Raw genomic sequence first — 25,941 nt, forward strand, 5'->3', positions numbered from 1 at the left:
CACCCTGGGTTTGTGCTTAGTCTTTTCGTCGCAAGTCGAGGCGCTCCCGCAGTGACGCATTTTCCTGCTCAAGCTGAGCGACCTTGTCCAGAAGATGTCGCGAGGCGGCCAAAAATTCGGCTTCGGTGTAACGCGGCACGATATGCTGCGGACAGTTCCAGTCGAACGCCTCGAGCTTCAACCTGAAAATGCGTTCAGCCTTGGCTCCATAAGCACCATCGGTGATGGCCTCGGTAAGTACCGGATCGGCGTCAAGGGCCAGCTTCTCGGCACGGGCATAGATCTTCAGCCGGGTGCGCGCGGGGTAGTCGATCAGGAACAGGCATGTCCGGTCGTTTTCTGTCAGATTGCCGGTGGTGATATATTGGCGATTGCCGCGGTAATCGACGAAGGCGAGTGTGCGATCGTCGAGGACCTTGAGAAAGCCGGCAGGCCCGCCTCTATGCTGAACGTAAGGCCAGCCTGTTTCCGAAACGGAGGCCATGTAGAAGCTGTCGCGTTGTGCGATGAATGCAGTCTCCTGTGCCGTGAACCGGTCGAATTCGCGGTGTCCCTTGAAGTCGGACCAGAAATGATCCGCTCCCATTTCCGCTTGCGCCCTGCGAACTGAAGGCGTGATCGCGATATCCATGAAACCGTAACTCATATCATATCTCCCTAAAGTGTGGTCTGTTCGCAGGGCGTCGGATGCACAAAGTACTAGATTGCCTCTCTAGCGGCCTGCTGCGCGCGGGCATAGCTCTCGGCCACGGCGGCATAGTTCGGTGCGGCAAGTCCGTAGAGCTTGCCAAGCTCGGCAGCCTCGGGACGCGCCCAGGTGCGGTGAAGCTCAGACAGCAATGCATTGGTAGATGTCGGCTTGACGCCGCCCTGCACGAAGCGGGCAAGTGAAATCCGCGAGGCCATTTCGCTCGGATCCCCCGAGGCATCAAGCACCGCATAGACATCGTAGCCAGCAGCGCGGGCATCGAGCGCCGGAAACATCACACAGACACTGGTCCAGACGCCTGCCATGATGAGAGTTTTGCGGCCGGTTGCGCGAACGGTTGCGACGAAATCGTCATTGTCCCAGGCGTTTACTTCTCCCTTGCGCGGCACATAGTCGGCGTGCGGCGCCAATTCATGGATCTCGGGCATCAGTGGACCATTGGTGCCGGCAGGTTCCGAAGCAGTGGTGATCACCGGGATGTTCAATAGAGTGGCGAGCCTGGCGATCATCTCCACATTCCGGCGCAGATCAGACACGGATATGTCCTTGACCGTCTGGAACAGCCCCGACTGGTGGTCGAGAAGCAGGATCAGCGCGTCGGAGGGATCGATGAGGGCTGCGCCGCCGCCGGTGGGAAGGACGCTCGGCTTGGATTTGCTGTTATACATGGTCATTTTCCTTTTCTTGGGTTCCAATTAACGGATCAGGTTTCGGGCGAGGAAGTCGTGCATGACCGGGATCATCTCGTCCGCCTTGTCCTCCAGGGCGAAATGTCCGGTATCAAAAAAATGAAGCTCGGCTTCGGGCAGGTCGCGGAGGAAGGCGCGTGCGCCTTCCGGCAGGAAGATGGGATCATTTTCGCCCCACAGGATCAGGGCCGGCGGCTGATGGGCGCGGAAATAGGCGTGGAAGTCGGGGTAGAGCCCGACATTGGTCCTATAGTCGTAGATGATGTCCAGCTGGATGTCCGTGCTGCCCGGGCGGTCGAGGAAGAATTGATCGTATAACCATGCCGCCGGATCGATCCGCGTCTCATCTTTTGTGCCAGTGAGATATTGGAAACGTGTCCCGTCAAGCGATAGAAAAGGCCGCAGCGCGTCGCGGTTTACCGGGCCGTTGTCGGCCCAGTAAGCCCGCGTCACTCCCCAGAAATCCCCCATGCCGTCTTCATAGGCGTTGCCGTTCTGGACGATCAGGGCGGTCACCCGATCCGGATGCGCGAGCGCCAGACGAAACCCGGTTGGCGCGCCATAATCCATGACATAGAGCGCGTAGCGTTCGGCGCCCAGCTGTTCGAGGAGACCGGCGATGACATCCGAGAAAGTGGCAAAGCTGTATTCGAATTCGCTGGAAGACGGCATTGCCGACAGACCGAACCCCGGAAGGTCGGGCGCAATCACATGATAGTGGTTGGCAAGCGCTGGGATGAGGTTGCGGTACATGTGCGAAGAGCTTGGAAAGCCGTGCAGCAACACCACGACAGGGGCGCCTTTCTCTCCAGCCTCGCGGTAGAAAATTTCGACGCCTTCAACGCTGGTGGTTCGGTGATGGGTGACGGGCCGGGTCATTGTCCGGCACCTTCGGTCGGCGTTGCGGCCAAGGCGGCGGCTGCGATGAACGCCGCGACGTCCTGCGGGTGCGACAGCATCGCGGCGTGACTGCTGTTGATCTCGGTGATCGCAGCACTCGCACGCTTGGCCATCCGGCGCTGCGCGCTAGGCGGCACCATCCTGTCGGCGGAAGCGACGAGATAGAAGCTGGGTTTGGTCTTCCAAGCTGCGTGGGTAAGGGGTGCTATGACCGCTGCAAGGCCCCAGGACAACTGCGCCGCCGCCATGAAGCGCGTGGTCGTGATGTCGACATCGGCGGCAAATGCTTCCGGAAAGCTGGCAGGATCGACAACGAGGTAGCCGTCCTGCGGCGGCAGCAACGGTGCCTTCGTTTCGCCGGCCTCTTCCGGAGCTTCGTTCAGAGCGGCGACGGATTCGCCCGCATCCGGCACGAAAGCCGCGATGTAGGCCAAAGCCTGGACTTTCGGGTTGACGCCAGCCTCGGTGATGACGGCTCCACCGTAGCTGTGGCCCACCAGGAGAACCGGGTGGCGAGCTGCGGCAATCAGGCGCTCGGTCACGGCAACGTCGCCTTCAAGCGAGGTCGTCGGGTGTTGAGCGACGAGCACTTCAAAGCCGCGGTCGACAAGTTCGCCATGGACCTGTTGCCATCCGGAGCCATCGACAAATGCGCCGTGCACGAGGACGATCGAGAGGGACGGGGCACAGCTGTCTGGGTGCCCGAAACGGGACTGGTCATGATCTTTTCCTTTGATGGGGGAAGTTGCGGGGCCGCTGGCCCCGCGGAACGGATTGGCTATCGATCAGTTGCAAACCTTGCGGTCGAGGAAATCCCGGATGAGCGGCACCATCACATCGAGCTTGTCTTCGAGGGCGAAATGGCCGCTATCGAGAATGTGCATCTCGGCATTCGGGAGATCGCGAAGATAGGGGTGCGCGCCAGGTTCCGGAAAGATCTTGTCGTTCTTGCCCCAGACGATCAGCGTTGGCGGTTCGTTGTCGCGGAAGAAGGCCTGGAATTGCGGGTAAAGCGGTACATTGCTGCCGTAGTCGCCCAGGAGATCCAGCTGGATGTCCTTGTTGCCCGGCCGGTCGAGCAAGGCCTGATCGACGACCCAGTTGTCGGGGCTGATATGTGAGACATCGCCCATTCCGTCGGTATACTGGAATTTCGTGGTTTCGAGCGTAACCAGACCGGCGAGCGCTTCCCGGCGTTCCGGCGTCTTCTCGGCCCAATAGGCCTTGATCGGATCCCAGAACGCGGCAAGGCCTTCGGTATAGGCGTTGCCATTCTGCACGATCAGGGTTTCAACCCGCTCGGGATGTTTGAGCGCGAGCCGGTATCCGATCGGTGCGCCGTAATCCATCACATACATGCTGTAGCGATCGGCGCCGACTTTTTCTGTCAGCTTGTCGACGACGTTGGTCAGGTTCTCGAATGTGTAGGAAAATTTGGTGTGGTCGGGCGCATCACTCTGACCGTAGCCGGGATAGTCAGGCGCGATCACGCGGTAGCGGTCTGCAAGCAGCGGAATGAGGTTGCGGAACATATGGGACGAGGTCGGAAATCCGTGCAGAAGCAGTAGCACCGGTGCGTCTTTGGGGCCGGCTTCACGATAAAAGACTTTTACGCCATCTATCGTCATGTTTTTGTACTGAATGACGGGAACGGCTTTCGCGGCGATGACTGGGGTGTTCGGCACGCAGCGGGCTTCAGCCGCAACGGGAGAGATGGCCATGAGAAGTGCGACAGTGGCGAGCAGATGCTTTTTCATGATGCTTTCCTTTTCCAAATTGGGTGCCGATCCACATCAGCGCCTCTGGAAAAAGGACTAGCACCGCCGGTCTTCGGGCCTGGGATAAATAAGGGTAAAAAGTTGAACAGTTGGCCGTCAAAGCACTAACAATGAGCAGCGTGAATGGCTCGATCCAAACGAAAGCCGATCCGTTTAAGCAGCCTCATGGGAAGCTCTCCACGTCTGCGGTTCTTTAAACGACCGATAGCTTTGACGGTCATAGAGAGTGTTTTTGCGGTAGGATCAGCGTGATAAGTTCTTCGGTTTGCCGGTTCTGGGTTCGATTCCTGTCAAGGCGTATGATGCGGAGTGTGTCCAAATTGAAAGCGGTCGCAAACAATGAGGACTTGCTGCAACGCTGCATCTGCCTGCGCACCAGACCGGCTAGTGGCAAACCAGCAGTCACGACTTGACAACCTCACTCTGCATCTTGTCGCGATAAAGGGAACGGTAACGCGCCGGCGATTGGCCGATGGCGCGGCGGAACCTGGCGGCAAAAGCGCTGTCGGATCCATAGCCGAGCGACTGTGCAATCCGTGGCAGTGGCTCGTTGCCACGCCGCAGCCGGGCGGCGGCAAGCCGCATCTCCAGTTCGCGAGATAGTCGATCGGCGGTGCTCCGACGGTGGCACGAAATCTTTCGGCAAATCCGGAGCGGGACTGGCCAGCAAGAGACGCCAGTGCTTCTACCGTCCAGCGGCGCGATGGATCGGCGTGGATGGCCCGCAGTGCCGGCGCCAGACGGGCATCCGCAAGGCCGGCGAGCCAGCCGGGATGCTGTGATGTCTGGCGCGCCATATAGGCACGCAGGACGTGGATAAACACCAGCCGCAACAGGTCGTTGCAGGCGACGCGAGCACCCGGTGCTGCGCTGTTCCACTCCAGGTCCAACTGTTCGAGCAGCCAGCCAATCGGTCCGGCCTCTTCGTGGTCAATCACTACAACAGGCGGCAGGGCGTCGGTGAGGAGTGAGCCATCGACGGTATCGAGGTTGACGCTGCCACCGAGGAGCACGAAATCCCGACCATCGCCCACTGAGACATCGAGATTACCCCCGGCGAATACCTCTGCCGCCGCTATCGGCGTCACGTTGGGATCGCTGCAAAGCGTAAACGCCTTGCCGCTGACCACAAGACAATCGCCGGCTTCAATGCGCAACGGTGCCTCTCCCTCCGAGATCAGCCAGGCAACGCCTTCACGGACTGCGTTGAACTTGAGGTAGCCCGGTGGTGGAAAAGCAACAGACCACGCGCCTCCGGCTGCAAAACGCACGGAGAACAGCGCACGCGCATCGATGGCGCTGAGCACGTCGGACAGGGGATCCTGGATGTTTTGGACGATCACGACAGAAATCCGGATCCTGCAGGCTGGGGACTCCGAGAAGCTACCCGATATAGGGGACGGACACCAGAGCCACAAATGAAGGAGTAACAACATGTCCGAACAGAAACCTATTGGATCTCGTTTCAGCGCATCCAGCACGGCACGCGAGGTCACCGAGGGTATCGACCTTTCCGGCAAGACGGCGATTGTCACCGGCGGCTATTCCGGTCTCGGCGTCGAGACGACGCGGGCGCTCGCTGGTGCCGGCGCTCGTGTCATCGTACCGGCTCGCAATCGCGAAAAGGCCGAACGCACACTTGCCGGTATCGACAATGTTGTTATCGAAGCGATGGATCTTGCGGATCCCGCATCGGTTGCCGCCTTTGTTGACAGGATCGTTGCGGCGGGCATGCCCATCTCAATCCTGGTCAACAGCGCCGGCATCATGGCGACGCCGCTTGCCCGGGATCAGGCTGGGCACGAGAGCCAGTTTGCCACCAATCATCTCGGCCATTTCCGGTTGGTTGCAGGCCTGTGGCCTGCGCTGGTCAAGGCTGGCAACGCGCGGGTGGTCTCTGTGTCATCGCGCGGCCATCAAATCGGTCCAGTCGATTTCGACGACATTGATTTCAAGGCTCGCCCTTATGACAAGTGGCAGGCCTATGGCCAGGCGAAGACGGCAAATGCTCTGTTTGCGCTTGAACTTGATCGGCTTGGAGCAGGGTGTGGCGTACGGTCATTTTCCTTGCACCCGGGCATCATCCTGACCGATCTCGCCCGCCATCTTACCGAAGACGAGATCAACTCTTTTGATGTCTACGATGAGGATGGCAATCGTCGAGTCGATCCATCGCGTGATCTCAAGACGCCGGAACAAGGGGCAGCAACAAGCGTCTGGGCAGCAACGCGACCCGAACTCAACGGTATTGGTGGCGTCTACTGCGAAGATTGCGAAGTCGCCCTGCCGCAGGCGGAGACGGATGGGACCAGAGGTGTGGCGCCTTGGGCCATGGATCCACAGGCTGCTGAACGGCTCTGGCTGCTTTCTGAGCATTTAACGGGCTTGTCAGTAGGTGATCGTCGAGGCTGAGCGCATATCGGCACACGAGTGATTTGCGGTGTTGTCAGGCGAGGCCTTCGGTCAGTCGAAGGCCTGCTACATCGTGGTCAGTCGGTTCCACGCAGGAGTAAAACAGCGGCTCACCTTCATAAACACTCTGAAGTGTTCGATCCGGATAATGCCTTCCGTGTCTGGGAGATGGCGACCGGGATGGTCGCATCTGCAGGTCGAAACACCCTGTCGGACCTCGACGGCCCGGCAGGGAGGTGCCTATGCGGTTGCACTGTTAGCGCGATCACGCCTTGGCTGCAACCGGAAGCCGGAATGGCGCTCCGAGACGATTGAACGCGTTCATCGCAGCGATCGTGATCGTCAGATCGACGAGGTCCTTCGGTTCGAAAGCTGCGGCTGCGGCGGCATAGGCCTCGTCCGAGGCGTGGGTCTGGCTGACATTCGTGACTTCTTCAGCCCAGGCCAGTGCTGCTCGTTCCTGGTCGCTAAACAGGTGAGGCACCTCATCCCAGACAGGAACAAGCGTGATCTTATCGACGGACATCGTCTTGCGCAGATCGCGACTATGCTTGTCGATGCAATGGGCGCAGCCGTTGATCTGCGACACGCGCAGGAAGACGAGATGAATCAGCTCCTCAGGCAAGTTCGTTTTCTTGGTGACGTAGTGATGGACGCCGAAGAGCGCCTTGGCACCCTCGGGGGCGACTTCGGACCAGTTCATGCGGGACATTTTGTTTTCCTTTCTCGTGGACACGGTTCTCCGTTCGCCGGAGAAACCGTCGTTGCTTGTGCTAGGTGAGGGGGTGGGTCTGGTAGGTAGCGCTACGGCTTTCGCGGTGTCGTCAGGGCGGTGTCATCGGTATCGACGACGAAGACGGCAAGCAGCTTCGCCGGCTCGGTCTTGCTGGCGTTGGCGCTGACGTCGTGGCGGTCGCCCGGCAGCTCGGTGAAGTTCTGCCCGGCGATGAAGGTCTTCGTCTCGCCACCGTTCACGGCGCTTTGGATGGCGCCTTCGAGAACCGTCGCATAGATCAAGGCGGATTTTGCATGCGTATGAGCGGAACTGTAGCCGCCGGGGCCGTACTCGACGAGGACGCCCTTCACGCTCTTTCCGGGAACGTCCGGGAGGGGATGCTCGTAAACCAGCGTCACCTTCGCGTCCTTCGTGTCATATGCAAGTCCAGGCTTGGCAACGTCATGAGCGGAAGCTGTGGCCAGAGAGACCGCAAGGGCTGAAGCGGCATGGAGGATGGTCTTCATGATTGTTTCCCTCCTATGTTCTGAGCCACTCGGCGATCGTGATCGCACCCTTGACGTAGTCTCCGTCGGGAACCAGTGAGCCGGCGACAACGGGAGCGCCGAAGTAGTCAACGGCGGCGTCGGCGTTGACCGGGCGAGCGTCGCCCTTGGCGTCGAGATAGGTCCCGATGAAGGATTCGAACGGTGCCCGTTCGGGCCCGGCAAGATCGACGGATCCGTTCTTCGGCTCCCCGAGCGCGGCTTCCACCAAAGCAGCGGCGACGTCGTCGGCCGCGATCGGCTGGAAGTCGATATCCGGGACTTTCACTGCGCCGTCGGCCGAGTAGGCGCCCACCAGTGTCTCCGTGAATTCGTGGAACTGTGTCGCGCGCACAATGGTGTAGGCCTGGCCCGATGCTGCGACGGCGTATTCTTGGGCGAGTTTGCCGGCCATGTATGAGTTCGCGGCGAGGCGGTCCGCGTTGACGATCGAGAGGACGACGTGATGGCGCACGCCCGCGGCTTGTTCGGCACGTGTCAGGTTTCGGCTCGACTTGTCGAAGAAGTCGGTGATGACGGCCTTATCGAAAGACATCATGTTCGACACGTCGATGACGGCGTCGGCGCCCGCAAGCGCCTCGGCCAGTCCTTCGCCCGTGTAGGCATTAATCCCGTTGCGGGAGCTTGCGACGACGGCTTCGTGGCCGGCGTCCTGTAGCAGCTTCACTGCCTTCGAGCCGATCAGGCCCGTGCCGCCGATGACGACGACCTTTTTCATCTTGGTCATGGTGCTATCTCCTATGACGAGGCGCGATTGCCCGTCTTGCGTTCGTGGAGTTCAAGGAAGGCGCATCCCCGTGCGGCGATTCCACCGTCGTCGGCTGCACCAAGGTCCGCCAGAAGGTCCGCGACGGACACCTTGGCGAGTTCTGCGCGATAGGCCTTCTCGGCTTTCAGCATCGCGGCGTTGATTTGGCAGGGCTTAGTGAAGTAGCGCGCCGGAAGTGGATTCGGCCCGCGCTGGCGGATCTCGGCGCACCGGAAGGCGGGCGCTGGTCCTTCGACCGCGAGGACGATGTCGAGCATCGTGATGTCCTTTGGCGCCTTGGCCAGCCGATATCCACCCTTCGGACCCGGCGTCGTTGCGACGATCCCGGCGCCGGAAAGCGCCTGCAGATGCTTGAGGAGGTAGCTCGTCGATACGCCGTGGAGTTCAGCCAGTGCTGCCGCCGACAGGACGCCGTCTTCGGACAGCCCCGCCAGGAATGCCGTGCAGTGAATGGCCTGCTCGACGCCTTCGCTCAGTTTCATGGTGCATCTCCTAATCGTGGATATAAAATATCCACGATTAACTTCGATGTCAATCCGGGATCACGTAGACCGCTCAAAATTCGGAATATGACAGAAAACCGCGCTCCGGCGGCCGGGGCTTGCCATAGTCAGGAAGCTCGCACTCTCATCGACGCCCGAACATGTTGCACTTGCCCCGGAATATCTCCGCCGCATGGTGGGAATTTAATTATTGACTGATCAATCAATAATTGGTACGTCGTCCGCATGGCAAGACCGAGAGAATTTGACCGCGACGCAGCGTTGGAGAAAGCCCTGAGGGTGTTCTGGGCAAAGGGATTTGCCGCGACCTCTACCGATGATCTGCGTGTGGCGATGGGCATCGGCAGACAAAGCCTCTACGGCGCCTTTGGCGACAAACGTACTCTTTATCTGGAAGCGCTGGATACCTATCAGCAGCGGACAAACACTGGGCATGTCATGAGGTTGAGCGGCCCGACATCGCCTATAAAAGGCATCGAAGACCTGCTTTCCGGTCTTGTGTCGGAAGACGATTGCGAGCGGGCGCTGGGATGCATGGGGGTTGGATCAGTTGGCGAGTTTGGCGTGACAGACCCGGACCTTAATTCGCGCCGCAGCTCTGCCAGTGCGGCGTTAGGTCGACGCATATTGGAGAGAGTGTTGGAGGGGCAGCGTTCGGGGGAAATCAATCCCGTTCTCGACGCTGAAGAAACTACCGCGTTCATTCAGATGACGATGACCGGCCTGCAGGTGGCTGCGCGTGGCGGCGCAAAAGCTCTCGATCTGAAGGCGATGGCACGATTTGCAACACAGCGTCTAAAACCATAACGCGGCCTCCGCAACAAGGAGGCTTTTGATTTGCTCAATTATGGACTGATCTGTCAATAAAAGGAGAATCCCATGACAATCGACGAACGAAAGACCGCCCTCGTATTTGGAGGTGCCCGTGGTATCGGCGCGGCTGCGGTCGAAAGACTTTCAAAAGACGGCTACGATGTCGCCTTCACATATGTTTCGCGACCGGACAGCGCACAGGCGCTCGTGAACGAGATCGAGAAGAGTGGGCGCCGCGCGGTGGCCATCCAGGCCAATAGCGCAGATGCTGCCGCCATTCGTGGCGCGGTGGCAAAGACTGTCGACATCTTCGGGCCAATCGACGCCGTCGTTGTCAATGCAGGGATTTTGCGGCTCAACAGGGTGGATGCTGTCACTCTCGAAGAGCTCGATCTAATGATCGACATCAACATCCGCGGCGTTTTCTTGTCCATCCAGTCCACAGTGCCGCACATGAAGGATGGCGGCCGCGTCATAACGATCGGGTCGAACACGGCGGAACGGACTGGAATGGCGGGAGCAAGCGTCTACCAATTCTCCAAGGCTGCGGTCGCAGCGATGGTGAAAGGCTTGGCCCTTGATCTAGCTCCGCGGCGCATCACCGTCAACAACATCCAACCTGGTCCAACGGACACTGACATGAACGCCGGCGCCATTGAGATGTTGTCTGACCGCAGCCCCTTGAAGCGCGTTGCCGACCCCAAAGAAATTGCGGGAATGGTGGCCTATCTTACGGGTCCCGACACGTCTTTCATGACAGGATCGAGCCTGACAATCGACGGAGGCTGGACGCTATAAATTCAGCGCTCCAGGGGTAGGGCCGTTCACAGCGGCCCTCTCCACCACTCCGGCATCTTTCCTCGTGCAAAAGTCTGCTGGGCAAAACTCACCGGCGGTCAATCTTTTGGCTTATCGCGATGCAATTCGCGAGTTCCACTCAGTCCAAGAGCTCCCCGCGTATCCGGCATCACCCATGAAAATCGTCAAGAACGATCTTGCCGAACACTCCGCCGGCTTCCATCCGGCGATCGGCATCCGATGTAGCTGAGAGCGGATACAGTGCCCCGACAACGGGCTGAAGTTCTTTGCCCATCATTGGCAGCACATCGTCCCTGAACCGGCGGATCATAGCTCTCTTTTCTGAGCGAGATCTGGATTTCATGGCCGTGCCCAGCAATTGCAAGTGATTGTGAAGGACAGTCCCGAGCGGAATGATGGCGTTGTCATCTCGCCCCAACAGGCCCACTTGGACAAGCCGACCACCAGGAGCAAGACTACGAATGTTGCGGACGAGGTAGGACCCGCCGACAAAGTCGATGATCAGATCGACCCCACAGGATGCCGTCGCATCGACGACCTCCGCCTCGAAGTCCGACCGCTGATAATCGAACACGGCTTCGGCGCCCTGCGAAAGCACGTTCCCGATGTTGCCCGCCGAAGCGGTGGCTAGCTCGGTTGCTCCTGCCGCTTTGGCGGGCTGGACTGCCGCCGATCCGAAGCCGCCTGCAGCAGCATGAATGAGAACGGTCTCGCTTTTTTGCGGTTTGTCCGAGATGTGCAAGAGCCTCCCAGCCCGTGACGAAGCTTTCCATGACTGCGGCCGCCTCGATGAAGGACATCCCGGTCGGAATGGCAGCCGCCATCCCGCTATCGAGCCGCGCACACTGGGCATAGGCCCCGCCGCCGACATCCCCATGACACGGTCGCCGACGGCAAAGCCGGTTACTTCGTTTCCGACGGCTGTCACTTCTCCCAGCGACCTCAAGGCGGAGGAATGGGGTTGCTATGTCTGATCGCAATCCCGATTGCAACGAGCATCATTCCGCCCGCCAGCAGGAAGGTCAACCGCATTCCGGAGGCGATGGCCGACGCGGTTGCGCGCGCGAACTCTTCCATCCCCACGCCGAAGGCAAAGACCGCCCCCATGGCAGACGCACCGGCAATCAAACCGATATTGCGCGACAGGCTGATCAAGCCCGACACCGTGCCGCGGCGGTCCTTGGAGACCTCGGCCAGGGCGGCGGTGTTGTTGGCGGCCTGGAAGAGTTGATAGCCGGGCGTCAGCACGATGATGGAGATCACATAACCGGTGACGCCAATCCGATTTGGCAGAAGCGCCAGCAGGAACGATCCGGCGGCCAGCAGGGCAAGGCCGATGGCGAGGATGCGGCCACTGCCCCAAGCGTCGACCATCCGCCCGGACGGAACGCCGCTGAAGATGGAAATGACCGGGCCGACCGCCATGACGAAGCCGACCTGTGTCGCCGTAAGGCCTAGTGCGATGACGAGATAGAAGGGACCGACCACGAGCGTCGTCATCATGACCGCAGCGACCACGATATTGACGAGGAGATTGGTAACAAGGTTCCGGGTCATGACCGACCAAAGGGTGACAGACAGCGCCTTTGCCTTGGCAGGACCGGCCGGAAGCAGCCTGATTGCCAGCACTAGGGCCAGAACCGCCAGCGGCACCTGCACCCAGAAGATGCCGCGCCATCCCGCGACCGGTATCAGCAGCCCGCCGAGCGAAGGGCCGAGCGCGGTGCCCAGCGCCGACACCGTGCCGAGCAGGCCCATGGCGCGTCCGACACGCGCTTCGTTTGCGGTCTGGCGCATCAGCGCCATGGCGAGCGTCATCAGGAATGCCGCGCCTACGCCCTGAAGCGCCCGCGCGCCGATCAGCAACGACAGGTTCGGTGCAATGGCGCACAGCAGTGAGGCGATGGCAAATACGGCGAGACCGACCACCAGCATCGGCTTCAGCCCGCGGCTGTCCCCAAGTCGTCCTGCGATCACCACGGACACGGTCATGGCTGCGAGATAGGCCACGACCACCGCCTGAACCTGCAAAAATGGTGCGGCGAAGGCGTCAACCAGCGCCGGCAGTGCGATATTGGCGATGCTAGTGCCGAGCGAGGCCAGCAGCATCGCGAGCGCCAATGTGACCGTTATTCCGGTTTTTTCCTTTTCCAATGCGAATGATTTTGTCTGTTCCACCGTCTCACCTACTTGCTTCGATATTCGTTCGAGAGCAGGCTGCCACTTCAAGCCGACTTGAGGTCAAGCATGAAATTTCTGGATATTGGAGAGGTCGCGGCAAAGAGTGGGATGAAGCCCTCGGCGCTGCGCTATTACGAGGAAGCCGGACTGATTTCCTCAATTTCCCGCCATGGATTGCGGCGACAGTTTCCGCCTGAAGTGCTGTTGCAGCTTAAACTGATTGCAATGGGCAAATCGGCGGGCTTTTCGCTCGAGGAGATCGGTGGGATGTTCAGCAAGAACGGAACGCCAAACATCTCGCGTGACGTGATCCACGCCAAGGCCGACGAAATTGACCAAAAAATCCGCGAACTGACGGCGCTACGCGCTACGCTCCGCCATGTCGCCGATTGCCCGGCGCCCTCCCATATGGAGTGTCCTACGTTTCGGCGGCTTGTGGATGTGGCGGGCAAACGAGGCGGGAAACACGGGAAGATGAAAAAGCCGAACCGAAGCAGGAGCTCTCAATAACCAAAACCATCCGGCGGTGACACCGCCCTTATGCTCCAGATAAACCATCGTGAAAGCTTCGATATCGACATTTTCGTCAATGATCCGCAGGTCCTCCCATATCTGAACCCGACAACACAGGGCTATACCCTGCAGGTGAATCCACAGACATCCATAGAGAGCCAGACGTTAAGCGCTTTAGACGTCGTGTAAAGCTGGGTAAATTGTAGGGGTGGCGAAGTTCATCTTGACCGGGGAAGAGAAACAGCAGCAGCTTCCATCCAATAGCGACGATGGGCGGTTAAATCACCGCCCTAGAATCTCGGGAACTCGCAGGGATCACGATTTCCACGCGTAGTCCACCTGACGGCGTATTGGTGGCCGTTGCGCAACCGCCATGCCATTCGGCAGCGCGGCGGGTGATGGCGAGGCCGAGGCCAAAGCCCGAGCGCGTCGTGACGGTGGAGCTCTGTGAGAACGGTTGGAAAATAGCGTCCAGTTCCGCGTCCGGTACGCCAGGTCCCGCATCCTGGATGGAGAGTGAAAGTTGCTGACCGTGTACTTCCGAAGTGACGAGAACAGATGTCTTGTCTCTTGTGTAGGCAATTGCATTGCGGATTACGTTTTCTAGCGCCCGGTAAATCAATTCACCGTTGACGGAAGCAACGAATGTGTCGACGCCTTCATATTGAACCGTAATATCGCGTGACTGACCTTCGAAACTCGCATCCTCGACAATCTCCCTCACGAGATCGACAACATCCAGCGTTTGTCGATCAAAGCGCGGAGCGTTTCGTTCCGAAAGCCTCGCCAGAGTTAGAATTCCCCCGACCAATTCATCTAAGCGTTCGACTTCTCTTCCCATTCGCTCGATCATTGCGGTCAACCGCGCCGGGTTTTGTTGCAAGACGCCGATAGCCGCCTGTAATCTTGAAAGGGGTGAACGTATCTCGTGAGAGACATCGTGAAACAACTGTTGCTGTGCAATCTGGAGTTCCTGAAGGCGTGCTGCCGTAATGTCGAGGTCGTGCGCCAGAGAGGCAACTTCGTCGCGCTTGCTGCCAATTGTATGCGCTATTCGAACATCGAGTTGGCCATTGGCTATGGCTCGCAACCCGTATCGAAGCTGCTCCACGGGGGTGATAAAGTACCGGGCGAGCCAGTAGGCAGCTGCCGCCGCTGCCATGAGGGCGGCTAACCACGGCACTGTCCGCGGCCAGGTTTTTGAAATAACACCCTGAGGCGAGCCGGCGATCTGGACCTCGTAGCAATTCCCGTCGCTCACCGCGTTCACAACTAGATCATGTCCCGCCTTAACCCCACAGTCGAATGCTGGACCAACCGGGCTGATGCGAATGGATAATTCGCGACCAGTACGCTGCATGGCTGCCACCAGCTTCTTTGCAGCGTCATATCCATCTGATTGCAGGACCTGGGCCGTTGTTTCCAGGGCAAGCCTGTGTTCGCGGTTGGCGACTTCTTCTTCAAAAGGGGATTGGAACATGGTGCTAATTGCAAACAGCAGTGCTATCGACCCTGCCATGGCAAGCCAGACCACGCTGAAAAATTTCCAGAATAGTCGATGCATCACTAGCCCTCTAACAGCTGATAGCCGCGGCCTCTTACAGCCTGAATCCACGGCTGCCCGTCTTCGCGGGTTCCGAGCTTTTGGCGGATACTGCTGATATGGACATCGATGCGGCGATCAAATGCGGTCAGTGGCTTGCCGAAGGCGCGCAACGAGATATCCTGTTTGGACACCAACTGGCCGGAAGAACGGACAAGCACCTCGAGCAGACTGAACTCGGTGCCGGTCAGTTCGAGCTGGGTACCGGACCACTCGGCTCTACGGGTTGAAGGATATAGCGTCAGCGCGCCCGTTTTCAGCACCTCCAGCCCACCATCCCGTTCGCTTCGGCTAGATCGACGAAGTATCGCGCGGATTCGAGCGGCCAGTTCTCCCGGCGAACAGGGTTTGGCGACATAGTCGTCGGCGCCAAGATTAAGCCCGGAAATACGATCAATGTCATCACCGCGGGCCGTCAACATCAGAACCGGGACATCGCTAACCTGCCGGATTTTCCGCAACACATCGAGGCCGTTCATACGGGGCATCATGATATCGAGGACAATGAGATCGACCGGTGTCGTTGTTGCTACAACGACACCGGATCTGCCGTCGTCTGTGGTGTCAACCGCGAAGCCTTCTTCGGTCAGGTATTCGCAGAGCAGATTTGTAAGCTCGATGTCATCATCGATTAAAAGCACCTTAGGCATGTCTTGCATCCGTCGCGTCGATGCTTGAATTCTTTAAGGCCTGACGCCCGTAAATACAGCAGTTTTACATAACTTAACACGTTCTTGACCGACATTAACATCGCGATCCCTATAGTGCAGCCGACAGCTTAAAGGCAGCCCGGATCATGCGTATAGTCTTCTCTTCAGGTTCCGTCCTCGCCACGTTGGCGGTACTCAGCGGTTGTACCGCCCTTGGCACCCTCAAACCTTCAAATTCTGTCGTGTCAGCCTATTGGCACGCGACGTTGCCGCATGGAGGACGCCCTACTGATCTCGTCGCGTGGTGGGCAAGCTTTAAAGATTCTTCGCTGACGGAATTGCTAACACTGGCGGAACGGGAAAATCCGACCGTTCAAGAAGCCGTCGGCAATATCGACAAGGCGCGTGCGACGCTGGATAGCGCACGTGCGGGCCTCTTCCCGTCGCTGGATGGATCTGCCTCCGCATTGCGCGAGGGCAACAAAGGCGATGACCTCAATAAGATTGTAGCCGGAACGAACAAAAGTGGTGGTCTCGACGCAGCCTGGGAACTTGATTTGTTCGGCAAGACTAAGAAAGAAACACAGGCTGCGGCTTCGAGAGCCCGAGGCAAGGTCTGGTCATGGCATGACGCACGGATTTCCGTCGCAGCCGAGGTCGGTGATTACTACGTCCAGTATCGCGCGTGTCGCCAGTTGGAAAAGCTTTACCGCGACGAGCTCGCGTCGCAGAAAGAGACACTGCGCGCCACTGAAAAGTCAGCACAGTCCGGCTTCACGTCAACTGCCGATTTGGCGCTCTCCCGCGCAAGTGCGGCGACATCCTCGTCAAATTTGACCGCCCAACGTGGTGACTGCGAAATCATCATCAAGTCACTGGTCCAACTGACTGCTGCCGATGAAGTGGTGATCAGAAAATTGCTGGACCAGGGGAAAAGTAGCATTCCACAGCCTTCATCGTTGCGGATCGCCTCTGTACCGGCGGACGTTTTGAGGCAACGGCCTGACGTCAATGCGCTGGAAGCTGAGGTCGCAGCAACGGTTTCGGATGTTGGCGCGGCAAAGGCCGACCTCTATCCAAGTCTCAGCTTGAGTGGATCCATTTCAATCAGCGAATCCACCGTAACCGGCAGATCGATACCGTGGTCCTTTGGTCCTGCATTGTCGATACCGCTCTTTGATGGCGGCACCAAAAGGGCTGCCGTCAGAAGTGCAGTGGCGGATTACGATGTTGCTGTCGCAAGTTACAAGTCCGGCGTCTTGACGGCTGTCGCAGACGTGGAAACAGCCCTCATTCGCGTCAACACGGCTTTGAAGCGTATCGGCGATGCCAAGATAGCCGCTGATAACTATCAAAGCTATTTCCGCTCGGTCGATGAGAATTGGAAATCTGGTGGCGTCAGCATCCTCGACCGGGAAGAGGCGCGTCGCTCGGCACAGTCTGCCGCCATCACCCTCATCGAAATCAGACGCGACGCGGTCCGATACTGGATCGCGCTCTACAAGTCCCTGGGAGGCGGTTGGTCCGCTCCGCCTGGCGCCTCGAATACCCTTATGACTGGAACACACTGATGCGTAGATCCGTTTTTTCCTCTCTCGCCATGGCCCTTGCCGTAACTTTCATGCCGCAGTCGGCCCGTAGCGAAGACGCCGCACAGACCGACTCTCAAGCTGCAGCTTTGACAGTGAGCGTCTCCAACCCCCAGCTCTTGAACTGGCCGGTGACTATTCCTGCGAGTGGTCGACTTGCCGCATGGGATGAAGCGGTCATCGCCGCTGAGGTTAGCGGCTTTAAAATCATCGATGTCAAAGCAGATATCGGTGCGACGGTTGAAAAGGGAGACCTGCTGGTGCAGTTCTCCGCTGATACGGCGCAGGCGGATTTGGAACAGCAGGAAGCGACGGTCGAAAAGCAGGAAGCGGCGCTCGATCAAGCGGTTGCGGATGCGGATCGCGCCCGAGGACTGACGGGGTCCGGTGCGTTGTCGAAGCAGCAAACGACAGAGTATCTGATCAGCGAGCGCAAGGCGAAAGCCGACGTCCTCTCTGCGAAAGCTGCGTTGGCATCTTCGCAACTGACACTGGACCGGACAAAGGTTTACGCCGTTGATGACGGGATCATATCTGCGCGTTCGGCATCTCTCGGTAACGTCGTGAATGCCGGTGACGAACTGTTCAAGCTCATCCGGCAAAGCAGGGTCGAATGGCAAGCGGAGTTGCCGGTAAAGCGGTTGGCCGAAGTAAAGCAAGGAACGAAAGCAGTTATACCGACCCCTGACGGCAATATTAGTGGCAAGGTTAGGTTGGTTTCACCCACTACGTCGACAAATAATGGTCGGGTCACGGTTTACGTGACCCTCCAGCCCGAGGCAGGAATGCAAACCCCGAAGACCGGCATACTCGCCAGCGGCTACTTCGAGTTCGACCACGCCGATGCGCTGACAGTGCCAGCGACAGCCGTCACGCTCCGGGACGGGTTTTCCTATGTCTTCATTTTGAATGAGGCTGAGAAGGTGACCGTTGCCCGGAAGCGCGTCGAGACAGGTCGCCGACAGGGCGACCGTGTCGAGATTGTTTCTGGTATCGAAAAGGCGGACAAAGTCGTCACAGCAGGTGGTGCTTTCCTCGCAGATGGCTCGGTTGTGCGAGTGTCCGACGGCACCACGATTGCCAAAAAGGAGGAAGCAAAGTGAATTTCTCCTCATGGTCCATCCGCAATCCCGTCCCGCCCGTTCTGCTTTTCGTCCTGTTGACCGCCTGTGGTCTGTGGGCTTTCAATCGCCTCGACGTCCAGAATTTCCCCGATATGGACCTTCCAACGATCGAGATCAGTGCTTCGCTGGATGGGGCGTCGGCGTCTCAGCTCGAAACGGAAGTGGCTCGCAAGATCGAGGATGAACTGACGGGCCTTTCCAAGCTGGACTCCGTCACAACAACGATCACGGATGGTTCTGTTAGCATCTCGGTTGCCTTCCAGGTTGGAAAGGACACCCAGGAAGCACTGGATGAGGTCAAGAGTGCTGTCGACGAGGCAAAGAGCGACCTGCCGGAAGAAATGAACGCGCCGACCGTTTCGAAACAGTCGTTGAACGCCTCGCCGCTCATCACCTACGTCGTGCATTCAGACAAATTGGATTCTGCAGAGCTTTCTTGGTTCATCGACAACGATCTGTCGCGCGCGCTGATGGCTGTGGACGGAGTTGGTGAAGTCGGTCGCCTTGGTGGGGTCGATAGAGAAGTCAGGGTAGAGCTCAACGCAAATCTCCTCGATGGCCTTGGTTTGACCGCGAATGATGTCAACAGCCAGGTCGAAGCGGTGCAGTCCGATCTGTCTGGTGGCAAGGGCAGAATCGGCGGCGAAAGTCAGTCTGTCCGGACGCTTGCAACGGCAAACAGTGTAGAACAGCTCCGATCATTGCCCATACCCTTACCTGCCGGGAGTTGGGTTCGACTGGACGAACTCGGAACGGTAACAGATACCCACAACGATCTTACCTCACTTGCCTACCTGAATGGCAAACCCGTGATTGCCGCTCAGATCAAGCGTTCAAAAGGCTATTCTGATACGGCCGTTACCGAGAAAGTTCGCGACGCGATGACGGTATTTGCCGCGGCCAATCCGGGCGTGACAATCGAAGAAGCCTACAACACCATCGTACCCACCGAGCAAAACTACGAATCCTCGATGCACATGGTCTATGAGGGCGCGCTCATCGCCGTTTTCGTCGTGTGGCTGTTTCTGCGCGACTGGCGTGCGACGCTTCTCGCGGCTGTTGCCCTGCCGCTGTCGATCATACCGACTTTTCTCGTGATGTATCTGCTTGGCTATACGTTGAACACAATTACACTGCTGGCGATTTCACTTGTGGTCGGGATTCTTGTGGATGACGCCATTGTCGAGATAGAAAATATCGAGCGACACCTCAACATGGGTAAAAGCCCCTTCGAGGCGGCGATGGAGGCAGCTGACGAAATCGGCATGGCTGTTATTGCCACGACGTTTACCTTGGTCGCGGTCTTCCTTCCAACAGCTTTCATGGGCGGCATTCCGGGCATCATTTTCAAGCAGTTCGGTATTACTGCGTCAGTTGCCGTTCTCGCCTCGCTTCTGGTTGCGCGATTGCTAACGCCAATGATGGCAGCGTATATGATGAAGGCCAGTGGCAAGACACACGAAGAGGACGGCCGCCTGATGCGGAGCTACCTCTGGCTGGTAAAGGGTGCGTTGCGTCGCCGCTGGATTCCAGTGCTTGGGACGGTCGGGTTTCTGGCATTCACGATCCTTCTGTTGTCTCATTTGTCGACGGGCTTTTTCCCAGCCTCCGATGACAGTCAAACGCAAATTACCCTCACCACGCCATATGGATCGACGATTGAAGCGACTGACGAGGCGGCGCGAAAAGCATCCGAAATCATCGCAGGCGTAGACCACGTCACCTCGGTGTTTCAGGCAACCGGAACAGCGTCCACGGGCGGGATGAACAGTACGTCAAATTCAAGCACTAACAGTGCGACAATCGTCGTCAATCTAACGCCGATTGACGACCGGGATATAAAGCAGTCGGAGATCGAAAATGATTTGCGAAAAGCCTTGGAGCAGTTGCCCGGCGTTCGCCTGGAAATAGGCTCCGGAGGCAATGGGACAAAGCTCACGCTGACGCTTGCAGGCGACAATTCTGACCTTCTTGAACAGGCGGCGGCAAGCCTTGAGACTGATTTGCGCACGCTTCCAGGAATCGGCAATGTCACTTCATCCGCGGCCATGCAGACACCGGAGGTCACCATAAAACCCTACCTTGCGCAGGCGGCCTCTCTTGGTGTGACGTCCAAGGCCATCGCCGAAGCCATTCGCGTGGCGACTGCTGGTGCGTATGATACAGCTCTGTCGAAGCTTAATCTGCCCGAACGCCAGGTCGCCATTCGCGTGATGCTCGACACCGCAAGCCGTCAGTCATTGGATGCTATCTCGCTGATCCCAGTCGATGGCAAAGAAAGCAAGATCTCGCTGGGTGCTATCGCCGACATCTCGATTGGCTCCAGCCCCAGTCAGATCGATCGGCTTGACCGATCGCGCAACGTCTCGCTGACTGTCGAGTTAAATGGCAGGAACCTCTCCGACGTGACCGCAGAAGCCGCACAGTTGCCCGGCTATAAAAACCTGCCGCAGGGCGTGAAGTTCGTGGAGCAGGGCGAATTAAAACGTCAGAGTGAGCTGTTCAGTAGTTTCGGCACATCCATGGCGATCGGCATTTTCTGTATCTATGCCGTTCTGGTCCTCCTGTTTCATGATTTCCTCCAGCCTGTGACTATTTTGATGGCTCTGCCGCTGGCGCTTGGCGGCGCTCTGCTGCCTTTGGTGCTGACAGGTACGAGCTTTTCAATGCCTGCTGTTATCGGTCTGATCCTACTGATGGGAATTGTCTCGAAAAACTCGATCCTTCTCGTGGAGTACGCCATTGAGGCACGACGTGCCGGCATGTCTCGCTACGACGCCCTTGTCGATGCCTGCCACAAGCGAGTACGACCCATTATCATGACCACCATCGCTATGGCCGGCGGCATGCTGCCCGCAGCATTGAGTCTCGTCTCGGGAGACTCAAGCTTTCGCCAACCCATGGGTATCGTTGTCATAGGCGGATTGATTACCTCCACCTTCCTAAGCCTTCTGGTCATTCCTGTGGTCTTCACTTTCCTGGATGACGCGCTTGTATGGCTCAAGGCGAGGATCGGAGGGGGCGAAACCAAGCAGGCAGAGGGATTTTCCACGCCACAAGTCTAACGCGTGCAGGACCTGCCGGGGACACCGGCTCTGCATTGGGTCGCCGGAAACTGCGCCCCACCGATGACGATACAGCGAATAGCCCTAGATTTGCAGACACCTTCTTTCCCAATCCATGAGAAAATCGAATTTCAGCGAAGAGTTTAAGCGTGACGCGGTGCGTCAGATCACAGAGCGAGGCTATCCGGTTGCGGAGGTTTCGCAGCGGCTCGGCGTCAGTCAGCATTCGCTTTACGAATGGAAGAAGAAGTTTGCTTCGTTGAACGCCAAGGCAGCGACGAGGCTGATGAGATCAAGCGGCTGAAGAAGGAACTGGCTCGCGTCACCGAGGAGCGCGGCATCCTAAATGTCAATCGAACGAAGGCCGCGAACCGGCTCCCCACTATCGTCGAACTCACGTCGCACTCTGTAGCCGTAAAAGATACCGCCTGGCACCCGCACCTGTTTGGCACGGTCTTCATGCCTGCGCGCACGCGGTAGCGAACTTGTTCGAGCACTTCCTGCCTGAGAACCGCCCTCAGTCCAAGTTCCATCAATGACACCGCCGCGGCGCCGTGACCTTCCACAAATCAACATCATGAAGCTGCAGGATCTTGAGAATTTGGGCACTGTGCTCAAGGCCGCGGGAAAGGCGATCGAGAGTAAGGCAGAGAAACACGCCCGCCGGTCTTCGCCACCGCCAAAGCGGCCTGGAGCCCAGGCCGCGTCTCGAAAGACGAACCGCTTACATAGGCGTCGACGAAAGTGTCGGCCAAATGCCAGCCTTGTCGCAGAACGAATTGCTTTCCGAGATCGGGCTGGGTTGTGATCCAAGCGAGGTCTTGTTGATCTGTTGCATAACGCGTGTAAAGCACGATGCGCTTGAGGGCATGCATAATGACCGATCTCCCTGTTTGTATCGCGATCACCATGGTAGAGATCGAATATGGGATTCGGGGTTTTCATTCACCGCACAGATTCAATCTACGACGACAGTCCGGCTGAGGAATATCAGTTTCCGAGCCAGTATCTCGGCCGCGTCCAAGCCTGCGTTGGAGATTGGGTCATATACTACGAGCCTCGAAAGGTGGCGGCGACGCGCGGATATTTCGCGGTCGCCAAGGTCGCACAGGTCATTCCAGACCCCAAAGCGTCCGGTATGTATCTGGCTCTGATCGAACCCGGCAGCTATCTCGATTTCGTCAACGCTGTTCCTTTCAGCGGGCCAGATGGCGTGATCGAGCGGGGAGTGCTCAACGACGCGGGGCGAATTTCGGGAAGGGCGCAAGCCGCCGTGCGGCCGATCTCCGCCGCAGACTTCAATCGTATCTTGTCGATTGGCCTAGCGGAGGATCAACCGGAACTGCCGCGATCGGGCGAGGCAATAGACACGCCAACTGGCGCCGGATTCTCGGGCGGCATTCAAGCTCCATTTATGTTCGAAGAGGAAAGGGTGCGGGTCACACAGCTTTCGTCGCGTATCGTTCGCGATCGCCTGTTTCGCCGACTGATCTTGCAGGCCTACGACAAACGATGCGCGATAACAGGCTTGAAGCTGATCAATGGTGGCGGCCGCGCCGAGGTTGATGCCGCCCATATTCGCCCGGTTGAAGCGGACGGCCCGGATATTCTGTCGAATGGCATCGCGCTCTCTGGTACGGCACACTGGATGTTCGATCGCGGCCTTATCGGCTTGTCGGACGATCTTGAGGTCCTGGTTTCGCGTCAAGCGAACGACCGCGGCAGCATCCAAGGTCTTATCAACAAGACCGGAAGAGCGATCGTACCGGCAGGTGTTCACGAACGCCCGCATCCACAATTTCTGAGATGGCATCGCGAGAATACCTTTAAGCAATAGCGCGCCAACGGCTCAAATCCGTTCAAGTGCTTGATAGGACACATTTATTGCGGCTCGCAAGGTATCGTTGATGCGCTCTTGCCAGCCCGGACCGTCCGCCTGAAAATGCGAAAGGACATCACTTTCGATTTTCAAGGATACAAGCTCCTTGGTGTTGGGGATTGCAGAACGTTCAACGGCTGGAGCTGCGACCTTCTTCGCCGGTTTGAACAGCGCAGCCGGTCAATTTCTACTTTCAGGCTGTATGTCGAAACAGCGGTGGTCGCACCCCACATTTGGTGGGCAGCCGAAACAACGCAATTGCTGCTGATAAACTGGTCAACCGCCTCTTGATCCGGAAGAGAACGCGTATCGCGAAGGTTACTCTAAGTTGGCCGATCAACATGCACCTTAGCTCTTTCAGTGGCACTTCATTCTTGCACCACCAGGATCAGACAGAAGCCTGTGCACCTAGACCAAACGAGACCATCGCAGCTTCACACGCACGCGTAAACCGCATCGACGGACCTTCTTTGCCGGCGGCAAGCTTGCTGACGCGTGCTCCCTCTAACAGCATGGATAGCGTATCAGCCAAAAGTTCAGGATCGCTTACACCTGTCGAACGACAAAGATCGGCAAGCCGGGAATGCTGTTCCATCTTCAACGTTTCTATTATCGCATGTGCAGGGTGTCCTTGCTCTTTCAACTCTACCGCAGCATTGGCCAAATCGCATCCATAGGGCTCGCTGGAAAGACATTGTGCGCGCGCTTTAACCCATGCCGTGAGCTGAGCCCTCGGGTCGCCCGGGTTCTCTTTTTCGAGATCTTCCCAGGCTTTATTGAGCGTTCGAGAACTGTGCTTGAGCGCTTCACACACAAGATCGTCCTTGGAACCAAAATGTCGGTATAACGTCATCTTGTTGGTTGAGGCGGCTTCGGCAATGGCATCAACACCAATGCCGCGTATCCCATGTTCACGAAACAGTTGACAGGCCGTTGACACAATCCGGTCACGAGGTGCGATTTTCTGCTCAGAAGCACGATCAGATGTCTCGGATTTCATGAGTTTAATTTTTACCCTCAAGCGGTGTTGACATGCGTGTTACCGATCGGTAACTATCACAAAAGTTACTTACCGGTAACACCTTGGCGCGAGCCCGTCAAGCAATCGCCCGCTTTCACAGCTTAGGAATTATCGAAAGGAGACTGAGATGAGACAGACGATAGACGAGATGACGCTCGCCGAGATTTTCGCAGATCCACTGATCCGTTCAGTCATGCGCGCCGACGACGTGGGCCTGGACGATTTCAAAGAGTTGATGCATTCGGCGGCGACGTCCTTGACGACACGCGATGGCGCAGCATTTGCTGGACAGTTTGAAACGAGCGCGCCTGCAGCTTCATCGAAGCGTACACTCGTAACCGCCGTACAGCCCTTGTTCGCAGGTTTCTTTAAGCCTTGCGCTGCCCATATGTGAATGTGGCCTGCATCACCATCCCGCAAGTCGGGCGTATGCGCGGTGGGATGGCTAATCGCACGCTGATCTTTCAGATATTGGTATCTCCTGCGCCCGTTTGGGCATGAAGAAATTGTAAAGTATTTAACTATAACTAATCGCAAGAAAACGAGCGAAGCACGGCCGTGGAACAATCGGTTCTAGTCCGTGTTTTGCGAAATGCGGCCCGGCGTTTCCGCCTTTTGGCGGGGCTGTCGTTTCGCCCGCGGAATGGTGACCTGCCCGTATTGAGGGGGCAGGCCGGCGTTTTTCGGCGCATGCATGATGCAGTTGCGATCAGAGCCGATGATGCGGCTACCGAAGCCTTGATGATCGAGGTTACGCGACGTGCAATGTCAGTCTTGCCGAACACCTCCGGCACGGGGAAGGAGCGGTATTCATGCCCTGAGGTTATCCGTGTCATTTCTCCAGAATGCCAGTATCCGCACCAAAATTCTGTCGCTCATTCTACCGCTCTGCATCATCGGTCTGGGTGCAACAGTATATATGTCCGCCCGTTACAAAAACGCGGACACGCTCTATTCAGAGTTCATTGCCGGCGATAATGCCGCGCTTGTCGAGCTTTCTCGTGCCAACCGCAATCTTCAGGCGGTGGCTTACGGTGCTTATCAGGTAATGGCATATGACACCTCCATTCCGGATTTCGCCATCGCCAAAGGCGAGTATAACGCCGACAAAGGCGAACTGATCTCGCGATTGAACAACGTCAAGGCCATATTCCCGGAAGAGACGGCCACAATCGACAAACTGCTCAAACAATCTCAGAGCATCATCACAAGCACGGATAAGGCCGTCGAGCTTGGCTCCGCTAATCGTAATCAGGAGTCCGCGGCGGAACTCCTGAAGGCTGATGGGCAAATTCGCGCGGCCGGAAACGAAATAGGCTCGTTGCTGGACAAGCTTGCCAAGGGTGTTGCAAAAGGCAGCGACGATCTGAGTGACCAGACGAATTCCACGATCCTGACCTCGCTTGTTGTGGTTGGCATCAGCTTTGCAGCCGGCATCATTCTCGCGCTGTTCGTGGCCTCGCGTGGCATCACAACGCCGATTGCCCGCCTGCGGGAGCGTATGGTGTCGCTGGCAGGCGGCGATACGGCAGCCGAGATCGATGGCATGGACCGCAAGGACGAAGTCGGCCAGATGGCGGTTGCCGTTCAGGTGTTCCGCGAGAGTGCGATCGAGCGCATCCGCCTTGAACAGGAAACAGAAG

26 protein-coding genes and 4 pseudogenes are annotated in these 25,941 nt (G+C 57.8%); 12 read left to right on the plus strand and 18 right to left on the minus strand.

Translation table 11 applies throughout. From position 1 onward, the window contains the following. Positions 1-16: 16 nt before the first annotated feature. The 7 genes and pseudogenes from GH784_RS17755 to GH784_RS27480 form a co-directional block, all read right to left on the minus strand. Positions 17-646 (minus strand): pyridoxamine 5'-phosphate oxidase family protein, encoded by a 630-nt coding sequence (locus tag GH784_RS17755; RefSeq protein WP_111790975.1) that lies wholly within the window; start codon positions 644-646, stop codon positions 17-19. Positions 647-699: 53 nt separating this feature from the next. Next, positions 700-1,377 carry an isochorismatase family protein gene (locus GH784_RS17760; RefSeq protein ID WP_019565661.1) on the minus strand — a complete coding sequence of 226 codons (678 nt, stop codon included), beginning with the start codon at positions 1,375-1,377 and terminating at the stop codon, positions 700-702. Positions 1,378-1,404: 27 nt separating this feature from the next. Continuing rightward, a complete protein-coding gene (locus tag GH784_RS17765) occupies positions 1,405-2,277 on the minus strand; it encodes an alpha/beta fold hydrolase (protein ID WP_153793646.1) in 873 nt (290 codons plus the stop codon). Then, positions 2,274-3,019: pseudogene (locus tag GH784_RS17770) on the minus strand (alpha/beta fold hydrolase). Before GH784_RS17770 ends, GH784_RS17765 begins: the two are co-directional and overlap by 4 nt. 64 nt (positions 3,020-3,083) lie before the next feature. Then, entirely contained in the window at positions 3,084-4,055 is a 972-nt protein-coding gene (locus tag GH784_RS17775; protein WP_153793647.1) for an alpha/beta fold hydrolase, read from the minus strand. A 423-nt stretch (positions 4,056-4,478) separates the two neighbouring features. Continuing rightward, complete coding sequence (locus GH784_RS27475) at positions 4,479-4,661, minus strand: helix-turn-helix domain-containing protein (RefSeq protein WP_246670470.1); 183 nt, start codon at positions 4,659-4,661, stop codon at positions 4,479-4,481. A 266-nt stretch (positions 4,662-4,927) separates the two neighbouring features. Next, positions 4,928-5,512 (minus strand): annotated as a pseudogene (locus GH784_RS27480) (cupin domain-containing protein); the annotation flags it as partial. Between GH784_RS27480 and GH784_RS17785 the strand changes: the two are divergent. Continuing rightward, the gene (locus tag GH784_RS17785; protein ID WP_019565666.1) at positions 5,511-6,488 is read left to right on the plus strand and encodes an oxidoreductase; all 978 of its coding nucleotides are present in this window, start codon (positions 5,511-5,513) and stop codon (positions 6,486-6,488) included. The pseudogene GH784_RS27480 and the gene GH784_RS17785 sit on opposite strands and share 2 nt — an antisense overlap. A 265-nt stretch (positions 6,489-6,753) precedes the next feature. Here GH784_RS17785 and GH784_RS17790 read toward each other — a convergent pair whose 3' ends face one another. From GH784_RS17790 to GH784_RS17805, 4 genes are all read right to left on the minus strand, one after another. Next, positions 6,754-7,200 (minus strand): carboxymuconolactone decarboxylase family protein, encoded by a 447-nt coding sequence (locus GH784_RS17790; protein ID WP_153793648.1) that lies wholly within the window; start codon positions 7,198-7,200, stop codon positions 6,754-6,756. A 92-nt stretch (positions 7,201-7,292) separates the two neighbouring features. Beyond that, on the minus strand, positions 7,293-7,730 hold the full coding sequence (locus GH784_RS17795) for a cupin domain-containing protein (protein ID WP_003517453.1): 438 nt from the start codon (positions 7,728-7,730) through the stop codon (positions 7,293-7,295). 13 nt (positions 7,731-7,743) lie between these two features. Continuing rightward, on the minus strand, positions 7,744-8,496 hold the full coding sequence (locus GH784_RS17800) for an SDR family oxidoreductase (RefSeq protein WP_153793649.1): 753 nt from the start codon (positions 8,494-8,496) through the stop codon (positions 7,744-7,746). An 11-nt stretch (positions 8,497-8,507) separates the two neighbouring features. Next, positions 8,508-9,020, minus strand: a complete 513-nt coding sequence (locus GH784_RS17805; RefSeq protein WP_019565668.1) for an RrF2 family transcriptional regulator — start codon at positions 9,018-9,020, stop codon at positions 8,508-8,510. A gap of 246 nt (positions 9,021-9,266) precedes the next feature. Here GH784_RS17805 and GH784_RS17810 point away from each other — a divergent pair, with 246 nt between their 5' ends. Continuing rightward, complete coding sequence (locus GH784_RS17810) at positions 9,267-9,848, plus strand: TetR/AcrR family transcriptional regulator (protein ID WP_153793650.1); 582 nt, start codon at positions 9,267-9,269, stop codon at positions 9,846-9,848. Positions 9,849-9,920: 72 nt separating this feature from the next. Further along, positions 9,921-10,652, plus strand: coding sequence for an SDR family NAD(P)-dependent oxidoreductase (locus tag GH784_RS17815; RefSeq protein ID WP_019565670.1), 732 nt, complete (start codon positions 9,921-9,923; stop codon positions 10,650-10,652). A 169-nt stretch (positions 10,653-10,821) separates the two neighbouring features. On the opposite strand, the gene GH784_RS17820 is transcribed toward GH784_RS17815, so the two are convergent. Together GH784_RS17820 and GH784_RS17825 are read right to left on the minus strand one after the other, a co-directional pair. After that, entirely contained in the window at positions 10,822-11,415 is a 594-nt protein-coding gene (locus GH784_RS17820) for a zinc-binding dehydrogenase (RefSeq protein ID WP_153793651.1), read from the minus strand. 200 nt (positions 11,416-11,615) lie between these two features. Beyond that, on the minus strand, positions 11,616-12,851 hold the full coding sequence (locus GH784_RS17825) for an MFS transporter (protein WP_019565672.1): 1,236 nt from the start codon (positions 12,849-12,851) through the stop codon (positions 11,616-11,618). Positions 12,852-12,920: 69 nt separating this feature from the next. On the opposite strand from GH784_RS17825, the gene GH784_RS17830 reads away from it, so the two are divergent. Continuing rightward, positions 12,921-13,364, plus strand: coding sequence for a helix-turn-helix domain-containing protein (locus GH784_RS17830; RefSeq protein WP_019565673.1), 444 nt, complete (start codon positions 12,921-12,923; stop codon positions 13,362-13,364). Between the two features lie 30 nt (positions 13,365-13,394). Then, positions 13,395-13,553 (plus strand): annotated as a pseudogene (locus tag GH784_RS27805) (nucleotidyl transferase AbiEii/AbiGii toxin family protein); the annotation flags it as partial. 91 nt (positions 13,554-13,644) lie between these two features. Here GH784_RS27805 and GH784_RS17835 read toward each other — a convergent pair. Together GH784_RS17835 and GH784_RS17840 are read right to left on the minus strand one after the other, a co-directional pair. After that, positions 13,645-14,931: a HAMP domain-containing sensor histidine kinase gene (locus GH784_RS17835; protein ID WP_153793652.1), complete on the minus strand. Its 1,287-nt coding sequence runs from the start codon at positions 14,929-14,931 to the stop codon at positions 13,645-13,647. Between the two features lie 2 nt (positions 14,932-14,933). After that, complete coding sequence (locus GH784_RS17840; protein ID WP_003517435.1) at positions 14,934-15,620, minus strand: response regulator; 687 nt, start codon at positions 15,618-15,620, stop codon at positions 14,934-14,936. A gap of 146 nt (positions 15,621-15,766) precedes the next feature. Here GH784_RS17840 and GH784_RS17845 point away from each other — a divergent pair, with 146 nt between their 5' ends. The 4 genes and pseudogenes from GH784_RS17845 to GH784_RS17860 form a co-directional block, all read left to right on the plus strand. Beyond that, positions 15,767-17,191, plus strand: coding sequence for an efflux transporter outer membrane subunit (locus tag GH784_RS17845; protein ID WP_153793653.1), 1,425 nt, complete (start codon positions 15,767-15,769; stop codon positions 17,189-17,191). Further along, positions 17,191-18,312 carry an efflux RND transporter periplasmic adaptor subunit gene (locus GH784_RS17850; protein ID WP_153793660.1) on the plus strand — a complete coding sequence of 374 codons (1,122 nt, stop codon included), beginning with the start codon at positions 17,191-17,193 and terminating at the stop codon, positions 18,310-18,312. Before GH784_RS17845 ends, GH784_RS17850 begins: the two co-directional genes overlap by 1 nt. Then, the gene (locus GH784_RS17855; protein WP_174073230.1) at positions 18,309-21,398 is read left to right on the plus strand and encodes an efflux RND transporter permease subunit; all 3,090 of its coding nucleotides are present in this window, start codon (positions 18,309-18,311) and stop codon (positions 21,396-21,398) included. The genes GH784_RS17850 and GH784_RS17855 overlap by 4 nt, the downstream gene beginning before the upstream one ends. Positions 21,399-21,513: 115 nt before the next feature. Further along, positions 21,514-21,743: pseudogene (locus tag GH784_RS17860) on the plus strand (transposase); the annotation flags it as partial. 269 nt (positions 21,744-22,012) lie between these two features. Here the strand turns inward: GH784_RS17860 and GH784_RS27485 are convergent. Beyond that, entirely contained in the window at positions 22,013-22,309 is a 297-nt protein-coding gene (locus GH784_RS27485; protein ID WP_323131480.1) for a recombinase family protein, read from the minus strand. 14 nt (positions 22,310-22,323) lie between these two features. Between GH784_RS27485 and GH784_RS17870 the strand changes: the two genes are divergently transcribed. Next, positions 22,324-23,235 (plus strand): HNH endonuclease, encoded by a 912-nt coding sequence (locus GH784_RS17870; RefSeq protein ID WP_025591372.1) that lies wholly within the window; start codon positions 22,324-22,326, stop codon positions 23,233-23,235. A 12-nt stretch (positions 23,236-23,247) separates the two neighbouring features. On the opposite strand, the gene GH784_RS17875 is transcribed toward GH784_RS17870, so the two are convergent. Together GH784_RS17875 and GH784_RS17880 are read right to left on the minus strand one after the other, a co-directional pair. Continuing rightward, positions 23,248-23,448, minus strand: a complete 201-nt coding sequence (locus GH784_RS17875) for a BrnA antitoxin family protein (RefSeq protein WP_153793654.1) — start codon at positions 23,446-23,448, stop codon at positions 23,248-23,250. A gap of 217 nt (positions 23,449-23,665) precedes the next feature. Beyond that, positions 23,666-24,277, minus strand: coding sequence for a TetR/AcrR family transcriptional regulator (locus GH784_RS17880; RefSeq protein WP_113049355.1), 612 nt, complete (start codon positions 24,275-24,277; stop codon positions 23,666-23,668). A 148-nt stretch (positions 24,278-24,425) separates the two neighbouring features. Between GH784_RS17880 and GH784_RS17885 the strand changes: the two genes are divergently transcribed. Then, on the plus strand, positions 24,426-24,692 hold the full coding sequence (locus GH784_RS17885; RefSeq protein ID WP_003517422.1) for a hypothetical protein: 267 nt from the start codon (positions 24,426-24,428) through the stop codon (positions 24,690-24,692). Positions 24,693-25,127: 435 nt separating this feature from the next. Beyond that, a partial coding sequence (locus GH784_RS17895) for a HAMP domain-containing protein (RefSeq protein WP_323131481.1) occupies positions 25,128-25,941 on the plus strand: 814 nt, incomplete at its 3' end.

The organism is Agrobacterium tumefaciens, from assembly GCF_009649785.1.
Lineage (GTDB): Bacteria > Pseudomonadota > Alphaproteobacteria > Rhizobiales > Rhizobiaceae > Agrobacterium > Agrobacterium tumefaciens.

Bases quoted from the DNA above. Each gene is read 5' to 3' on its own strand.
- GH784_RS17755 (WP_111790975.1), bottom strand. From the start codon at position 646: ATGAGTTACGGTTTCATGGATATCGCGATCACGCCTTCAGTTCGCAGG.
- GH784_RS17800 (WP_153793649.1), bottom strand. From the start codon at position 8,496: ATGACCAAGATGAAAAAGGTCGTCGTCATCGGCGGCACGGGCCTGATC.
- GH784_RS17765 (WP_153793646.1), bottom strand. From the start codon at position 2,277: ATGACCCGGCCCGTCACCCATCACCGAACCACCAGCGTTGAAGGCGTC.
- GH784_RS27485 (WP_323131480.1), bottom strand. From the start codon at position 22,309: ATGGTGATCGCGATACAAACAGGGAGATCGGTCATTATGCATGCCCTC.
- GH784_RS17870 (WP_025591372.1), top strand. From the start codon at position 22,324: ATGGGATTCGGGGTTTTCATTCACCGCACAGATTCAATCTACGACGAC.
- GH784_RS17835 (WP_153793652.1), bottom strand. From the start codon at position 14,931: ATGCATCGACTATTCTGGAAATTTTTCAGCGTGGTCTGGCTTGCCATG.
- GH784_RS17790 (WP_153793648.1), bottom strand. From the start codon at position 7,200: ATGTCCCGCATGAACTGGTCCGAAGTCGCCCCCGAGGGTGCCAAGGCG.
- GH784_RS17840 (WP_003517435.1), bottom strand. From the start codon at position 15,620: ATGCCTAAGGTGCTTTTAATCGATGATGACATCGAGCTTACAAATCTG.
- GH784_RS17805 (WP_019565668.1), bottom strand. From the start codon at position 9,020: ATGAAACTGAGCGAAGGCGTCGAGCAGGCCATTCACTGCACGGCATTC.
- GH784_RS17830 (WP_019565673.1), top strand. From the start codon at position 12,921: ATGAAATTTCTGGATATTGGAGAGGTCGCGGCAAAGAGTGGGATGAAG.
- GH784_RS17810 (WP_153793650.1), top strand. From the start codon at position 9,267: ATGGCAAGACCGAGAGAATTTGACCGCGACGCAGCGTTGGAGAAAGCC.
- GH784_RS27475 (WP_246670470.1), bottom strand. From the start codon at position 4,661: ATGCGGCTTGCCGCCGCCCGGCTGCGGCGTGGCAACGAGCCACTGCCA.
- GH784_RS17850 (WP_153793660.1), top strand. From the start codon at position 17,191: ATGCGTAGATCCGTTTTTTCCTCTCTCGCCATGGCCCTTGCCGTAACT.
- GH784_RS17795 (WP_003517453.1), bottom strand. From the start codon at position 7,730: ATGAAGACCATCCTCCATGCCGCTTCAGCCCTTGCGGTCTCTCTGGCC.
- GH784_RS17815 (WP_019565670.1), top strand. From the start codon at position 9,921: ATGACAATCGACGAACGAAAGACCGCCCTCGTATTTGGAGGTGCCCGT.
- GH784_RS17885 (WP_003517422.1), top strand. From the start codon at position 24,426: ATGAGACAGACGATAGACGAGATGACGCTCGCCGAGATTTTCGCAGAT.
- GH784_RS17760 (WP_019565661.1), bottom strand. From the start codon at position 1,377: ATGTATAACAGCAAATCCAAGCCGAGCGTCCTTCCCACCGGCGGCGGC.
- GH784_RS17785 (WP_019565666.1), top strand. From the start codon at position 5,511: ATGTCCGAACAGAAACCTATTGGATCTCGTTTCAGCGCATCCAGCACG.
- GH784_RS17880 (WP_113049355.1), bottom strand. From the start codon at position 24,277: ATGAAATCCGAGACATCTGATCGTGCTTCTGAGCAGAAAATCGCACCT.
- GH784_RS17845 (WP_153793653.1), top strand. From the start codon at position 15,767: ATGCGTATAGTCTTCTCTTCAGGTTCCGTCCTCGCCACGTTGGCGGTA.
- GH784_RS17775 (WP_153793647.1), bottom strand. From the start codon at position 4,055: ATGAAAAAGCATCTGCTCGCCACTGTCGCACTTCTCATGGCCATCTCT.